The organism is Streptococcus lutetiensis (assembly GCF_900475675.1).
In the GTDB taxonomy this organism is placed as follows: Bacteria; Bacillota; Bacilli; order Lactobacillales; family Streptococcaceae; genus Streptococcus; species Streptococcus lutetiensis.
Genome location: NZ_LS483403.1, coordinates 853,352 through 869,158, shown reverse-complemented (window position 1 = coordinate 869,158; position 15,807 = coordinate 853,352). Strand labels below are relative to the sequence as shown.

The 15,807-nt window shown below is 36.4% G+C and carries 17 protein-coding genes; 15 read left to right on the top strand and 2 right to left on the bottom strand.

Going from position 1 to position 15,807, the window contains the following annotated elements; translation table 11 throughout:
• Window positions 1-333: 333 nt before the first annotated feature.
• On the top strand, window positions 334-1,410 hold the full coding sequence (locus tag DQN23_RS04475; protein WP_058813946.1) for an aspartate-semialdehyde dehydrogenase: 1,077 nt from the start codon (window positions 334-336) through the stop codon (window positions 1,408-1,410).
• An 87-nt stretch (window positions 1,411-1,497) separates the two neighbouring features.
• Window positions 1,498-2,433, top strand: a complete 936-nt coding sequence (dapA, locus tag DQN23_RS04470; RefSeq protein ID WP_058813944.1) for a 4-hydroxy-tetrahydrodipicolinate synthase — start codon at window positions 1,498-1,500, stop codon at window positions 2,431-2,433.
• Between the two features lie 54 nt (window positions 2,434-2,487).
• Here the strand turns inward: dapA and DQN23_RS04465 are convergent, their stop codons facing one another.
• Window positions 2,488-3,753 carry an aminotransferase-like domain-containing protein gene (locus tag DQN23_RS04465; protein WP_020916796.1) on the bottom strand — a complete coding sequence of 422 codons (1,266 nt, stop codon included), beginning with the start codon at window positions 3,751-3,753 and terminating at the stop codon, window positions 2,488-2,490.
• Window positions 3,754-3,891: 138 nt separating this feature from the next.
• On the opposite strand from DQN23_RS04465, the gene DQN23_RS04460 reads away from it, so the two are divergent.
• From DQN23_RS04460 to DQN23_RS04420, 9 genes are all read left to right on the top strand, one after another.
• A complete protein-coding gene (locus DQN23_RS04460; RefSeq protein ID WP_020916795.1) occupies window positions 3,892-4,752 on the top strand; it encodes a pyridoxamine kinase in 861 nt (286 codons plus the stop codon).
• Entirely contained in the window at window positions 4,749-5,306 is a 558-nt protein-coding gene (locus DQN23_RS04455) for an ECF transporter S component (RefSeq protein WP_020916794.1), read from the top strand. Before DQN23_RS04460 ends, DQN23_RS04455 begins: the two co-directional genes overlap by 4 nt.
• Window positions 5,307-5,464: 158 nt before the next feature.
• Window positions 5,465-7,003: an ABC-F family ATP-binding cassette domain-containing protein gene (locus DQN23_RS04450; protein ID WP_111712805.1), complete on the top strand. Its 1,539-nt coding sequence runs from the start codon at window positions 5,465-5,467 to the stop codon at window positions 7,001-7,003.
• A 93-nt stretch (window positions 7,004-7,096) separates the two neighbouring features.
• A complete protein-coding gene (locus tag DQN23_RS04445; protein WP_058813940.1) occupies window positions 7,097-7,792 on the top strand; it encodes an ABC transporter ATP-binding protein in 696 nt (231 codons plus the stop codon).
• Entirely contained in the window at window positions 7,789-8,508 is a 720-nt protein-coding gene (locus DQN23_RS04440; protein ID WP_111712804.1) for an ABC-2 family transporter permease, read from the top strand. The genes DQN23_RS04445 and DQN23_RS04440 overlap by 4 nt, the downstream gene beginning before the upstream one ends.
• Complete coding sequence (locus DQN23_RS04435; protein WP_058813936.1) at window positions 8,501-9,169, top strand: ABC-2 family transporter permease; 669 nt, start codon at window positions 8,501-8,503, stop codon at window positions 9,167-9,169. Before DQN23_RS04440 ends, DQN23_RS04435 begins: the two co-directional genes overlap by 8 nt.
• A 51-nt stretch (window positions 9,170-9,220) precedes the next feature.
• Window positions 9,221-9,907, top strand: coding sequence for a response regulator transcription factor (locus DQN23_RS04430; protein ID WP_058813934.1), 687 nt, complete (start codon window positions 9,221-9,223; stop codon window positions 9,905-9,907).
• The gene (locus DQN23_RS04425; RefSeq protein WP_111712803.1) at window positions 9,900-11,237 is read left to right on the top strand and encodes a sensor histidine kinase; all 1,338 of its coding nucleotides are present in this window, start codon (window positions 9,900-9,902) and stop codon (window positions 11,235-11,237) included. Before DQN23_RS04430 ends, DQN23_RS04425 begins: the two co-directional genes overlap by 8 nt.
• A gap of 293 nt (window positions 11,238-11,530) precedes the next feature.
• Window positions 11,531-11,848: a hypothetical protein gene (locus DQN23_RS04420; protein ID WP_020916786.1), complete on the top strand. Its 318-nt coding sequence runs from the start codon at window positions 11,531-11,533 to the stop codon at window positions 11,846-11,848.
• A gap of 218 nt (window positions 11,849-12,066) precedes the next feature.
• Here the strand turns inward: DQN23_RS04420 and DQN23_RS04415 are convergent, their stop codons facing one another.
• Window positions 12,067-12,474: a DUF4231 domain-containing protein gene (locus tag DQN23_RS04415; RefSeq protein ID WP_111712802.1), complete on the bottom strand. Its 408-nt coding sequence runs from the start codon at window positions 12,472-12,474 to the stop codon at window positions 12,067-12,069.
• A 189-nt stretch (window positions 12,475-12,663) separates the two neighbouring features.
• Between DQN23_RS04415 and ylqF the strand changes: the two genes are divergently transcribed.
• The 4 genes from ylqF to dprA all read left to right on the top strand — a co-directional run bounded on the left by ylqF (window position 12,664) and on the right by dprA (window position 15,749).
• A complete protein-coding gene (gene ylqF, locus DQN23_RS04410; RefSeq protein WP_058813928.1) occupies window positions 12,664-13,518 on the top strand; it encodes a ribosome biogenesis GTPase YlqF in 855 nt (284 codons plus the stop codon).
• On the top strand, window positions 13,505-14,284 hold the full coding sequence (locus DQN23_RS04405; protein WP_058813926.1) for a ribonuclease HII: 780 nt from the start codon (window positions 13,505-13,507) through the stop codon (window positions 14,282-14,284). The genes ylqF and DQN23_RS04405 overlap by 14 nt, the downstream gene beginning before the upstream one ends.
• Complete coding sequence (locus DQN23_RS04400; protein WP_020916781.1) at window positions 14,285-14,836, top strand: sugar O-acetyltransferase; 552 nt, start codon at window positions 14,285-14,287, stop codon at window positions 14,834-14,836.
• A 70-nt stretch (window positions 14,837-14,906) separates the two neighbouring features.
• On the top strand, window positions 14,907-15,749 hold the full coding sequence (dprA, locus tag DQN23_RS04395) for a DNA-processing protein DprA (RefSeq protein ID WP_111712801.1): 843 nt from the start codon (window positions 14,907-14,909) through the stop codon (window positions 15,747-15,749).
• Window positions 15,750-15,807 lie beyond the last annotated feature (58 nt).

Here is a 15,807-nt window from a genome sequence, read left to right as displayed (position 1 = left end):
CTTGCAAATCTTACCTTCTATGGTATACTAGGAACATGCGATGAGCCGAATTAACTCGATTTGAGAGTTTATTTGCGCAAGAGGAGGTCATTCTAGTTCGACCAGAAACGCAGGAGCGGACTTTGGCAATCTGTGTGAACCTTTTTGCCACATTCAGTTTTGAATGCCTCATATCCCTACCAAATTCGGTGGGGATTTTTTTGTTGTCAAAATATTTTTAACTCAAAATAAAATTCAGACTTTTCTTTTGAGTTAAAAAGTTGTATAATGTAGCTACTATAAATTTTTAGAAAATTGAGAATAGTACACTATTTTCCAGGAAGAGGTATTGAAATGGGCTATACAGTCGCTGTCATTGGTGCCACAGGTGCCGTTGGAACTCGCATGATTCAACAATTAGAACAATCAACACTCCCTATTGACAAAGTACGTCTTTTGTCATCTTCACGTTCTGCTGGGAAAGTTTTGAAGTATAAGGGACAAGATGTTACTGTTGAATTAACAACTGAAGATTCATTTGAAGGCGTTGATATTGCTCTTTTCTCTGCAGGTGGTTCTGTTTCTGCGAAATTCGCTCCTTACGCTGTTAAAGCAGGAGCAGTTGTTGTCGATAACACATCTTATTTCCGTCAAAATCCAGATGTGCCACTTGTTGTACCTGAAGTCAATGCTCACGCTTTAGATGCTCACAATGGTATCATTGCTTGTCCAAACTGTTCAACAATCCAAATGATGGTTGCTTTGGAACCCGTTCGTCAAAAATGGGGCTTGAGTCGTATCATCGTCTCTACTTATCAAGCCGTATCTGGTGCTGGTCAATCAGCAATCAATGAAACACTTCGTGAAATCAAAGAAGTTGTTAATGATGGTCTTGAACCAAAAGACGTTCACGCTGACATCTTGCCATGTGGTGGTGATAAAAAACACTTCCCAATCGCATTTAACGCTCTTGCACAAATCGATGTCTTCACAGATAATGACTATACTTACGAAGAAATGAAAATGACAAACGAAACTAAGAAAATCATGGCAGAACCAGACCTTTCAGTTTCAGCAACATGTGTTCGTGTGCCAGTTCTTTTCTCACACTCTGAAGCAGTTTACATCGAAACAAAAAAAGTTGCTCCGATCGAAGAAGTGAAAGCTGCCATTGCTGCCTTCCCAGGTGCAGTTCTTGAAGATGATGTTGCTAACCAAGTATACCCACAAGCTGCCAACGCTGTAGGCAAACGAGAAACATTTGTTGGACGTATCCGTAAAGACCTAGATGTTGAAAAAGGTATTCACATGTGGGTTGTTTCTGATAACCTCCTTAAAGGCGCTGCATGGAACTCTGTTCAAATTGCTGAAACACTTCACGAACGCGGTCTTGTCCACCCAACTAAAGATCTTAAATTCGAACTCAAATAATAACTCAAACCAGTTTCTTTTAGAAGCTGATCTTTGAGCATATTTAATTAAACAGGTATTAATTCTTAGACAAAGAGGGAGAGTATTATGTCTATTGAAGATTTAAGAGATGTTAAAATCATCACCGCAATGATTACTCCATTTAACGAAGACGGTTCAATTAACTTTGATGCGCTACCAAAATTAATTGAACATTTGCTTGCACATCACACAGACGCTCTTTTGCTTGCTGGAACAACTGCTGAAAGTCCAACATTAACACACGATGAAGAATTGGAACTTTTTGCTGCAGTGCAAAAGATTGTTAAAGGTCGTGTGCCATTAATTGCTGGTGTTGGTACCAATGATACCCGCGATTCTATCGAATTTGCGTGTGAAGTTGCTGCATTTGGTGGTTTCGCTGCTGGTCTTGCCATCGTTCCATACTACAACAAACCATCACAAGAAGGCATGTATCAACACTTTAAAGCTATTGCTGATGCTAGTGACCTTCCAATCATTATTTACAACATACCTGGACGCGTTGTTGTTGAAATGACGCCAGAAACAATGTTACGTTTGGCAGAGCACCCAAATATCATCGGTGTTAAAGAATGTACGAGTCTTGCTAACATGGCTTATCTTATCGAACACAAACCAGATAATTTCTTGATTTATACTGGTGAAGATGGCGATGCTTTCCACGCTATGAATTTAGGTGCTGATGGGGTAATTTCTGTTGCTTCTCATGTTAACGGTGATGAAATGCACGAAATGCTAACAGCTATCGAAAACAGCGATATCAAGAAAGCTGCAGCTATCCAACGTCAATTCATTCCAAAAGTTAATGCTTTATTCTCATATCCAAGTCCAGCACCGGTTAAAGCCGTGCTTAATTATCTTGGATTTGAAACTGGACCATTACGTTTGCCTTTGGTTTGCTGTCCACCAGAAGATGCTAAACGAATCATCGATGTTGTTATCGATGGAGATGTGGAAGCAACAAAAGAAACCGTCAAAGGTGTTTTGCGTCCTGATTATTAATTTTCCTATTAATGATATAAAAAGCCAGAGATTCTGTTTCTCTGGCTTTTTATTTTATCGCTCACTTATCATTGTTAAAATACTGAAAACATCCTGATTATTTGAAAGCTTAATGAATCGTTTTTCTGTCAAAGAAAGGTAGTTATCCTCCAGATAGTTGATTTTATCAGTGAATTTTAGGTCACCTAAGTGTTGGTCCTCAGGAAGTTCAACTACCAATCCTTGAAGAGAGCTGCTGAAATGCTGAATCCTTGGAAAGTCAGCAAGAACGGTATCAATTTTCTGGCTCTGTTTTTGGAAAACTTGCTTGAGGTAATTTAGATTTTTTTCAAACAAACCACTATCCAGATAAAGCGATAGCGCTTTTTGCATGATAAGGTTGGTGTCGTAGTCAATCATTTTTTTATGGTCAAGAAAAGCTTTGGTTAAAACTGGTGGCAAGATAATGGTCCCCAAACGCAAAGCAGGAAAAATAGTCATTGAAAAGGATTTAAGGTAAATAACGTGACCAGAAGTGTCGTAATAATGGAGAGGCAAATCCGTAGATTTTGCAAAATCTCCCATGTAATCATCCTCGATGATGTAGACATCATAACATTCAGCCAATTTAACAATTTTCTGCTTTTCACTGGTCGAATACGATAAACCAAGGGGATTTGAAAAGCGTGAAATAGAATAGAAAAACTTGATATCCCCAGTCTTAAACAATTCTTCTAATCTTGCTAAATCAATGCCTTCAAAATCACGTTCAATGGTCTGATAAGGCAGCTTTAGAGAAGCAACCAAATCATTCATTCGATGGTAGGTAGGCTGTTCCAAAAGAATCGTCTTCTTGTGATTTGGAAAAGGCACCTGCGAAAGGATGTAAAGGGCTTGTTGGGTCCCTGAAGTAACCAAAATATCTTCTTTTTTGGCGTAAATGGCGCTCTTTTCAAGATAATTTTGCAAGGAATCGATTAATTCTTGTAGTCCTTCTTGCTGATAGTAGTAGTTAAAGAGGTAGTTCTCACGATTCACAAGGGTTTCTGTTAAGCACGTTGTAAAGTCTTCATAAGCCATGTTGTTATAGTCAGATAAACTGAGATTCAGCGGTGTTTCCTTTTGGCTTTTTCCTTCAAGGACAAAATAACCACTTTTTTCAACAGCATAAATGTAGTTTTTAAACTTTAATTCTAGCAAAGCCCGTTGAACGGTGTCTTTACTGCAGTGAAATTTTTGGCTTAGACGGCGAATGGATGGAATACGTTCACCTTTTTGCAATTTACCATTTTCAATCTGGTCGATGATAGTTGTTATGATTTCTTGATATTTACTAGTCATAATCTGTCCCCATACAGTTTCTTATGATTCCTATTGTATAATAAATTGAATTTTCTTACAATATTTCTAAACTCTTAATTTAAAACCTTTTCGAGTTATTGAATCTGGTTTTGATGCGAGATTAGAAAGTCATTTATGATGAATCAAATTACACGTTCTGTGATTGTTGCCAACGATGTTGTTGGGGTTGGAAAAGTGGCATTATCAAGCGCTTTGCCCGTTTTATCAAATTGTCAAATCGAAGTTATTCCTATGCCGACAGTCTTGCTATCATCTCATACGGGGGGATTTGATAAGATTGCTATTACAGATTTAACTCAAGCAACACAAGGCTTTATCAAGCAATGGGAGACGCTTGATTTTCCATGTCATGGTTTGATTACAGGATATTTTAAGAATCAAATACAATTAGAAGATTTAGCTAAATTTGCTAGTGAGCATAATTTACCACGCTTTGTTGATCCTATTATGGCTGATAATGGTCGTCTGTATGCTGGATACGAGCAAGATTTTGTCAAAGCCATGCGTGAGTTTTGTACAAAGTCTGATGTGATTATGCCGAATTTAACAGAAGCTTGCCTTTTGGCTGATTATCCTTATCTTGGTGAAACTTATGATAAAACTGATATTGAGCAACTCTGTGAGCGTTTATCCCATCTTCATAATAAACACATTATCTTAACCGGAGTTTCTTTTGAAGATGATAATGTTGGATTAGCGCATTATGATAGCAAGAGTGGAGAAATCACTTATCATTTTTCGAAAGCCTATCCATATCATTTCTTTGGAACAGGGGATTTAGTAACGGCAGTTCTTGGGGCTGGTTATTTTCACGACTTAAGTCTAGATGATGTTGCCAAAGTTGCTCTAAACTTTATCGATAAGACCTTACAAAGGACTTTGTCATTAAATCGAGATTTGCGATTCGGCCTATCGTACGAGCCTTATCTGGCTGACTTAGCTTTACAATTCAAACAATTAATGGAGGAAAAAGCATGAAAAATCTTACCACACGTCAACTGGTTGAACTTAGTTTTTATTCAGCATTAATCTTTATCAGTGTTCAGTTTTTACGTATTCCGCTGGGTGCTCAGTTTGTTCATTTTGGTAATGCCTTGGTTGTAATAGCGGTTCTACTATTTGGTTCAAGAATTGCAGCACTTGTTGCATCTATCGGGCTAGGCTTGTTCGATGTGCTTAATGGCTATGCTGCGGAAGTTTGGATTACGATTTTAGAATCATTAATTGTTTGTTTAGTTCTTCATTTTGTTTTTGAAAAACTTTTGCATTCTGATACCAAAACACGCAATGTGATCATTGTTGGGGTCGTAGCTGCCATTACAAAAATCATTAGTAATCTTGTGAAATATACTTTGATTAATAGTCTTGTGGGTGGTCTTCATTTGCAAGTAGCTTTTTTGACAGCTTTGGTTAAAATCGGTGGAACATTTGGTTCAGCGCTCGTCACAATCATCTCTGTACCAATTTTATACCCAATCTTAAAACAATTCTTCATTCCAGAAAAAAGTCATACTAAAGCGATTTCTGAATAAATCACAAAAGCCTTTTATAAAGGCTTTTTAGTTTGCGTTTTCAACGAATAAAGTCATTGCTTTAGCTATCAAAATCATGCTATAATTGAAAAGATTATTATAAATAGGCTGTTTGCGCAGCTATTTTCAAAAAGAAAATAAACGAAAGAATATAAGAGATGAGTATTTTAGAAGTTAAACATTTAAGTCATGGCTTTGGTGAGCGTACGATTTTTGAGGATGTGTCTTTCCGTCTGTTGAAAGGTGAACATATCGGTCTTGTCGGGGCAAACGGTGAAGGAAAATCAACTTTCATGAGTATCGTAACTGGACATTTGCAACCTGATGAAGGAAAAGTTGAGTGGTCAAAATATGTCACTGCAGGTTACTTGGACCAACATACTGTACTTGAAGCAGGGATGACAGTACGTGATGTCTTACGTACAGCTTTTGATGAGCTTTTCACAACAGAAGCACGTATCAATGACATTTACATGTCTATGGCTGATGAAGACGCAGATATGGATGCTCTAATGGAAGAAGTAGGAGAGTTGCAAGACCGTCTAGAATCACGCGATTTTTACACTTTGGACACTAAAATTGATGAAGTTGCACGCGCCCTTGGTGTTATGGATTTTGGCATGGAGTCTGACGTCACAGAACTTTCTGGTGGTCAACGTACCAAAGTTCTGTTAGCAAAACTTTTGCTTGAAAAACCTGATATTTTGCTTCTTGACGAACCAACAAACTACCTTGATGCTGAGCACATTGAATGGTTGAAACGTTACCTTCAAAACTACGAAAATGCCTTCATTTTGATTTCACACGATATTCCATTCTTAAATGACGTGATTAATATTGTTTATCATGTGGAAAATCACGATTTGGTTCGTTACACTGGTGACTATGATAATTTCCAAGCCGTTTACGCTATAAAAAAAGCACAGCTTGAAGCTGCTTACGAACGTCAACAAAAAGAAATTGCTGACTTGCAAGACTTTGTTAATCGTAACAAAGCGCGTGTTGCTACACGTAATATGGCTATGTCACGTCAGAAAAAATTGGATAAGATGGACCGTATTGAGCTTCAGGCTGAAAAACCAAAACCATCCTTTGAATTCAAAGAATCACGTACACCAAGTCGTTTTATTTTCCAAACACAAGATTTGGAAATTGGTTACGACCGTCCATTGACAGAACCACTTAATCTAACTTTTGAACGTAATCAGAAAGTTGCCATCATTGGTGCCAACGGTATTGGTAAAACGACACTTCTTAAGAGCTTACTAGGAATCATTCCGCCAATTTCAGGAAGCGTTGAACGTGGTGATTACATTGAACTTGGTTATTTTGAACAAGAAGTCGCTGCTGGTAATCGTCAAACACCACTTGAAGCTGTCTGGGATGCCTTCCCTGCATTGAACCAAGCAGAAGTGCGTGCTGCTCTTGCTCGTTGCGGTTTGACATCAAAACATATCGAAAGTCAAATTCAAGTACTTTCTGGTGGGGAACAAGCCAAAGTGCGTTTTTGCCTGCTCATGAACCGCGAAAATAACGTCCTTGTCCTTGACGAACCAACCAACCACTTAGACGTTGATGCTAAAGAAGAATTGAAACGTGCTCTTAAAGCCTACAAGGGTAGCGTCCTAATGGTTTGCCACGAGCCTGATTTCTATGAAGGTTGGACAGAAGTTTGGGACTTCAATGAATTAATGTAATGAAAAAGCTTGAGAAATTTCTCAAGCTTTTTTAGTTTTCTGAACTAATTCTGAAAAAACTAATGTATCCTTGATAAAAAAGGAGGTTAGCTTATGCAAATTCAAATTAAACATATCAAGAAAGTCTTCAAGGATAAGGAAGTTTTAAATGATATTTCATTTACCATCGAATCAGGTTCGATTTGTGGACTTTTGGGAGTCAATGGAGCTGGGAAATCTACATTAATGAAAATACTCTATGGTTTAGAAAGTCAGAGTGCTGGTGAAATTTTATTTGATGGAAAAACGAGTATAGAGATAAAAGATGATAAAAAATTTGGTGCTTTAATTGAGTCACCAGCTATTTACATGAATTTATCAGCTTTTGATAATTTAAAAACTAAAGCACTGCTTTATGATATTCCAGATGAAACCATACGAGAAACCTTGAACTTAATTGGTTTAGCAAATACTGGTCGCAAAAAAGCTGGTAAATTTTCTTTAGGAATGAAGCAACGTTTAGGACTTGGTATGGCAATCATTACCAATCCAGAATTTCTGATTTTAGATGAGCCAACTAACGGCTTAGACCCAGATGGCATCAAAGAACTTTTAGATTTAATCAACTCTCTCAAGCAAAAAGGAATAACGATTCTCATCTCAAGTCACCAATTACATGAAGTTAGTAAGATTGCAGATGATATTGTTATCCTGCATCAAGGAAAAATTCATTACAATCAGCCCAATCAAGACAAACAAGATTTAGAAAAACTCTTCTTTTCTATTGTCCATGGAGGTTATGAAAAATGAGAAAAATACTTCAATCAGAATGCCTAAAACAAAAACATGGTGCTTACTTTAAATTATGTTTAGTCTTGCCATTTATCTCTCTCTTTATCGCTTTTTTGCTTTGCGGACCAACGATTCTAGAGAGTTTTTCAATTTATTGGTGGGAAGCATTGTTTTTATTTACTTTGGCAGGATTGTTATTTGTTTATGATTATAAAGCTGAAGAAGGAGCTGGACATTTTCAAAACACACTTCAAGGTAAATTAACTGGAAAAATTAAAGTCGCAAAAGTCATGACGGCATTAAAGAACCTATTTTTAGCAAATTGTGTTCTGTTACTTTTTCTTTATCTTGTCTCATTTGTTTTTTGCGGTGTGATGACTGTCCACTTTTTTCGTGACGCTTGGGTACTATTATTGATGCTTATCGCTTCTGCATGGAATGTCCCTCTCTTATTTTACCTTTCAAAATGGATTAATTGTTATTTGGTCTTCGTTCTAAATTCTTTTTTATGTTTGCTCGTTGCGCCATTTTTAGCACAAACGTCTTTTTGGAATTTATTTCCCTACACATATCATTATAAAATCGCCCAAGCTCTTCTTCACTTAAAACCTTCTGGAGAAGTAGAAGTACTAAATCACCCTCATCCTGTAGGACTATGCATTGTAGCAATCAGTTTATCCGTCCTTTTATTTCTTATCTTCATCAAAGCACTAAAGGAGCAAAAACGTGGTTAAGATTTTAAAAAGCGAGTTCTTAAAATTAAAAAATTCGGCTATTTTATACCTGATGATTGGCTTATTTGCTTTAGAATGGTTAACCATACCAGTTTATTTATCAAATCATCAAACCTCCTACACCCTAGAGGCGATGACCTTTTTACCCATGCTAGCTTATTGTTTAATGCTGGCTATTGTCTCGCTGCTAACAATGGAGCAAGAAGAACAAGCTAATCACTGCCAAAATATCAACAGTAGTCACAATAGAGCTAAAATTTGGTTGCTTAAGTTGTTAGCGCGTGATCTTATTGTCATTCTGCCTTGTCTTATTTTATGGGGGAGCATTGGATATGTGATCAATGATATCTCTTATACCTTTTATTCAGGAAGCTTGACTTGGCTTTTACTTGTCTTTCTCAATCATTTTCATCATTTACTTAGCTTATGGGCAGGAAAAGGTCTTAATCTCATTATCTCATTCGTGGAGTGTCTTTTTATCATTTTTGCTTCAAATCATGCTTTTATGGGCAATTTCTGGATTCCTATCATTTTGCCAGTTAATGCTATCTTAATGCCTGAAAAAAAGCTAATGATTAAGACCATTTTCATCTTGTTAGCTTTGATACTGATGTTAGATGTTATAGCCGTTTTAACACTTAAACGCAATAAAAATGAGTGAAATCATGTTTCTTATAGTAAAATAGAAACAAATACAATTGAGGTGACAAAAGTGTACAAAATTTTAGTTGTGGACGACGATTTTGAAATTTTAAAACTAATGACTAATATTTTTGAAATGCAAAATTATGCTGTAACAACTTATCAAGTAGTAAACTCTTCTATTGATATCAATGATTTTATGGGATTTGACTTAATTTTACTCGATGTTATGATGCCAAATGTGGATGGCATGGCTCTTTGCCAAGAAATTCGCCATCGTATTGCAACACCAATTATCTTTGTTAGTGCTAAAGATAGCGAAGAAGATATCATTTCTGGTCTCAAACTCGGTGGCGATGACTACATCACCAAACCATTTAGTATTAAACAACTAGTCGCAAAAGTGGAAGCACATTTAAAAAGGGAAGAACGCCTTAAGCAGGCAAAAAAAGACTTTCAAGAATTTAAACGTGAATTTTCTACAATGACATTTTACTTGCAAGAAAAAAGCATTTACATTAATGGTGAACGCGTTCCTCTAACCAGTCGTGAATACCATATTCTAGAGCTCTTGTCTAGCCAGCCTAAAAAAGTTTTTACACGTGAAAATATCTACGAAGGCGTATATAACGATGATTCGGATACTCTTTTTAGATCTATTTCAGAATATGTTTATCAAATTCGTCAAAAATTTTCTCTCTATGACATTAATCCTATAAAAACAGTTCGAGGAGTGGGATATCAGTGGCATGATTAAAGCAAAAAAGATTAAAACATTAAAACAACGCATTTTTCAAACCGTCATTGAAGTGATTGTCGGAATTGTCCTTGTTATCTGTTTTATTTTAACCTTAACAAGTGTCCTTGCCTATACTAAACAAATTAGTCTCAGCAATCAGCTAAATATTAGTCTTTCAGATAAGATCTCTAAAGATATGATTGTCAAAGAAATGACGAAAGTACCTTATGACTACGTTTTATATGACCAGACTGGGAAGGTCATTAAGCGAACAAATGTCACTGAGGATTTGATGTATTACCAAAAAGCTTTTAAAGAGAGAAAAAACTTAAACGAAAATGGGGTTACCTATTACCTTGCCCAAAATTCGCACTACGTTTTAGTTGTCCGACAATCTAGCATACCAGAGTTTTCAAATCATGCGCTTCGCTCAATTTCGTACAATACGCTGACTTACATCATCTTTATCATCGGCTTTTTGCTGGTTCTTATTTTTGCAATCACAAGACTGCTCAAAGAATTCACTTCAAATTTTTATGCTATCCAAAAATCAACTCAAAATATGGGAACTAAGTCTCACTCAGATTTCCTAGAGTATTCTAGAATTGCGGAATTTGATGACACCTTAACTGTTTTAGCACAAAAAAGTGATGAATTAGCTAAACTGATTGAAAGAGAAAGAAGTGAAAAGAAAGATTTATCTTTTCAAATTGCTGCCTTAGCTCACGATGTCAAAACTCCGTTAACGGTCATTAAGGGAAATATCGAACTGATTGAAATGACACCACTTAACGAACAACAAACGAGTTTTCTAACATCAATCAATAATAGCCTTTTAGTATTTGAAAACTATTTCAACGCAATGCTTAACTATAGTCGTCGATTAAGCGATAACGACCATAAAGAAAAGCTATTCTTAAAGCCTTTTTTAGCTGATTTATCGGTAAAAATTGAAGATATTCTAAAACTAAATGCAATTGATTTCAAGATGAGAAATACCTGTGCTACCAATTCTTTTTTAGCAAATAGCTTAAATCTTAAACGTGCACTGATTAATATCCTAGTAAACGCTACTCAACATGCCCCAAAAGGAAAAATTCGCCTTAGCATTTCAGAAGATGATAGTCATCTCATATTCTCCATTTGGAATGATGGTCAACCATTTTCAGATGAAGCTCTTAAAAATGCCGCAAAATTTTTCTTCACTGAACATAATAGCAGAAGCGAAAAACACTATGGTATTGGACTATCTTTTGCGAAAGGCATAGCTGAAAAACATCATGGAGGTTTAAGAATTTCAAATCCTAGTATGGGTGGAGCAGAAGTCATTCTCTCCATTAAAAAATAACCGTTCACGACGAAAAAACGACTGTTTACGACATGGTCGTTTTTTTAATGATTAATCTGGTAAAATAGAGGATAGAAGTATTACTTTGGGGTAAATTAGATGCAACAATTGATAACAATAGTTAGTTATTTAAGTTTTTTAAGCATTTGTCTAACTATCACGCGATTAATGAAGTGGCCTAGAAAACTTAAATCTAATATTCAAAAGTCTCTAAGTATCATCGTCCTAGTGAAACTGATAGTTATTGTAATCTTTTAGCAAATCATAAAAAGGGAAATAAAAAAAGAGAAAAAATGAAAGCTACTTATAAGGGAAAAGTTGCAGATGTTTGGCAAGTCAGCAAAGATAATCGAAATAGTCCTGACTGGGTAAAAGAAGCTTTTGCAAAAAGATATTTTTGTTGGTTAGATAATCACCTTCGTGTTTTAATGGCTGGTTTAAAGCCATCGACAGTTAAAAGCCTTAAAACAGGAGCGATTGGAAGTCTAGGCGGAGGATTTGCTGGCTACGGTATGTATGAGTTAGCATACTTAGGCGATTATATCGACATTACCAATCGCCGTATTGTTGCTCAAAAAACATTTGAAAAGGAATATCAGATTATTGATTAAAAGAGTCAATTCGTTTATAAGAAATCACCCTAAAACGATAGCGAAATTATGGCTAAGATACTGTGTTTTTTATTTAATCATGAGTTACGTTATGCTTGGTCAAAGTCACAAATGGTTTTATGTTTTATATTACCTAACGCTTACTAGTATTCCAATACTAATTTCACTACAAAAGAAAAAATAATCCCCATGTTTCTGAAAACACAGGGTTCTTTTAATTAATTGCGATACTTAACAATCACTTCACAGCGTTCAACCAAGAGTGAAAAACGTTCATCATCTGATTTTTCCTGATAGATACCAGCTTTAGTCTCAAAGGCAAATTTTTCTGAAGCGAGCGTTTTTGAAGTTTCTTGATAAAGTTGCCATTTATCTTTATGACTTGAAAGTGCAATGAGAGCTTCGAGAACGAGAACTAAAGAAGCAATAACTACTGCCAACAATTTAAAGCAAGGAATTGGTAAAGTAGCTAAAATCGGGATTAAAGCTAAGGTAATGATTTGAATAACTTTAAACACGATAAACCAAGCACGATGAAAACGAGCTTTCTTATCATAGCTTTTAATTGTTTGCTCTAAACGCTCTGAAAGATACGTTTTACTTGTTAATCCTTTGTAATCGTCCATTTGAATCTCCTTGATTGAAAGCTTTTTCCTATGTGATTTTATTGTATCGCTCTACTAAGAGATAGTCAAGAATTGACTTTATGGTATAATAGAACGTGGTTTAAGATTTTAAAAATCTTAATAAAACAAGAATAAATACAGTATCAAACACAAGCAAATAAAGCTTACTATGAAAGGATAAATATCTTAATGGTTACTATTCAATGGTTCCCAGGTCACATGTCTAAAGCTCGTAGACAAGTGCAAGAAAATATTAAACACGTGGATTTCGTGACTATTTTAGTCGATTCGCGTTTGCCACTATCAAGTCAAAATCCGATGCTAACTAAAATCGTTGGTGATAAACCAAAACTTATGATTTTAAATAAAGCTGATTTGGCTGATAGCAATCGTACAAAAGAATGGCGTCGTTATTTTGAAAGCCAAGGAATTAAAACTCTTGCTGTCAACTCAAAAGAACAAGCTACTGTAAAATTAGTTACAGAAGCAGCTAAATCTTTAATGGCTGACAAATTGACTAAATTGCGTGAACGTGGTATTCAAAAAGAAACCCTTCGTACGATGATTATTGGTATTCCAAATGCAGGTAAATCAACTCTTATGAACCGTTTAGCTGGTAAGAAAATCGCCGTTGTCGGAAATAAACCAGGGGTTACTAAAGGGCAACAATGGCTTAAATCAAATAAAGATTTGGAAATTCTTGACACCCCAGGGATTCTTTGGCCAAAATTTGAAGACGAAGTGGTTGGTCTAAAACTTGCTCTTACCGGAGCCATCAAAGACCAACTCTTACCAATGGACGAAGTAACTATCTTTGGACTTAATTTCTTCAAAGAACATTATCCAGAACGTTTGATTGAACGTTATAAAGGCATTGACTTGGAAGAAGAGGCACCAGAAATTATCATAGCCATGACACAAAAACTTGGTTTCCGTGATGACTATGACCGTTTTTACGCTCTTTTTGTCAAAGATGTTCGTGAAGGTAAACTTGGACGCTATACATTAGACATTGTAGAAGAGGTTGAAAATGGCGACCGTTAAAGAAATCAAAGAAGCGCTAGCTGACATTGACAGTCTTGACGATACACGCTGGCAAGCCTACGAGGAAGATAGCCGAGCAGGCGTGCAAAAAGCTATCATCCAGCGTAAAAAGGCTATTCAAGCCAATATCGACGAAGACTTGCGCTTAGAACATATGCTGCGCTACGAAAAAGAGCTTTATCAAGCAGACTACCAAGCTATCGCAGGAATTGATGAAGTTGGCCGTGGCCCTCTTGCTGGACCAGTGGTGACTGCTTGCGTCATCCTTTCTAAGAATTGTAAAATCAAACATCTTAATGATTCTAAAAAAATCCCTAAAAAGCATCACGAGGAAATTTATGAAGAAGTCCTTGCGCGTGCTTTAGGAGTTGGTATTGGTGTAATTGATAATACTATCATCGATGATATCAACATTTATGAAGCGACAAAAGTTGGTATGCTCCAAGCAATTGACCAAATCAAGGGACAAGTGACTAAGCCTGATTATCTTTTGATTGATGCCATGCACTTAGACACTGACATCCCACAGCAATCACTCATCAAAGGAGATGCTAATTCTCTCTCAATTGCGGCAGCTTCTATCGTTGCTAAAGTCACTCGTGACCGCATGATGGCAGATTACGCCAAAGAGTATCCTGGCTATGCTTTTGAAAAAAATGTTGGTTATGGTACTAAAGATCATCTTGCAGGTCTCAAAGAACACGGTATTACACCAATTCACCGTAAAACATTTGAACCGATTAAATCCATGTTGAAGGAGAACTAAATGACAAGCGAAAAAGAAAAAATGCTAGCTGGTCAGCTATATGATGCGGGTGACAGTGATCTACTTGCCATGCGTTTACACGCCCGTAAACAAATCACTCTCTTTAATAATGAAGAAGACCGTCAGAAACGTAAAGAAATTATCAAATCATTATTTGGTTCTACAGGCGATAACTTACTAATGGAGCAGCGTTTTGTCTGCGATTACGGGTCAAATATCTACGTTGGTGAGAACTTTTTCGCTAATTATAACTGTACCATGTTAGATGTCTGCGAGATTCACATTGGAGACAACGCTATGATTGGTCCGAATTGTCAGTTTTTAACTCCTCTTCACCCACTAGATGCGAAAGAACGTATTTCTGGTTTGGAATATGGAGCACCAATCACTATTGGTGATAATGTATGGCTTGGTGGTGGGGTAACCATTCTACCAGGTATCACTTTAGGTAATAATGTCGTCGTTGGTGCTGGCGCTGTTGTAACTAAATCATTTGGAGATAATGTGGTTATCGCTGGAAATCCAGCTAAAATCATCAAAACATTAGATTAACTCAAAAAAACTCTCACAAAGTCCTATGGTTATAGGACTTTTTTCGAATAGAAAAGTAGTGAGGTGACTAATGAATAACTTTGAACTATTTAAATTAAAACAAGCAGGACTAACAAATCTCAACATTCTAGCCGTTTTAGAATATCAAAAGCAAGAAAAGAAATCTCTTTCCTTGCGAGATATGGCAGTTGTGTCCAAATGTAAGAATCCTATTTTATTTATGGAAAAATACAAAGATTTGGATAGTAAAACTTTGCGAAAAGTCTTTAATCAATACCCTAGTATTTCAATACTAGATGACGACTATCCGCTGGAATTAAAACACTCTTATAATCCGCCTGTTTTGCTTTTTTATCAAGGCAATATTGATTTGCTCAAACGTCCGAAAATAGCAGTAGTAGGAGCACGCACAGCCACACAGATAGGAACCAAGTCCGTTCAAAAAATCATTAAAGAACTTGGAAATCAATTCGTCATTGTTAGTGGCTTAGCTAGGGGGATAGATACCAGTGCACATATTTCAGCACTAAAAAATGGCGGAGCGACAATAGCAGTTATTGGTTGTGGTCTTGACGTCTATTATCCCAAAGAAAATAAGCAGTTGCAGGAGTATCTTGGAAAAAATCACTTAATCTTGAGCGAATACACAGCATCAGAAGCGCCACTAAAATACCATTTTCCAAAACGCAATCGCATTATCGCAGGATTATCCCAAGGCGTCATAGTAGCAGAAGCTAAATTGCGATCTGGCAGCTTAATTACTTGTGAACGAGCCCTAGAAGAAGGACGAGACGTTTTTGCCATTCCAGGTAATATTTTAGACGGAAAATCTGACGGATGTCATCATTTAATCAAAGAAGGCGCAAAGTGCATCACATCAGGATTAGATGTCCTTTCAGAGTACCAATTGTAAACAAGTTTTTTCTATTGAATATAACTTTTTTATTGACAGTTTGGAAAAAGCGGGGTAT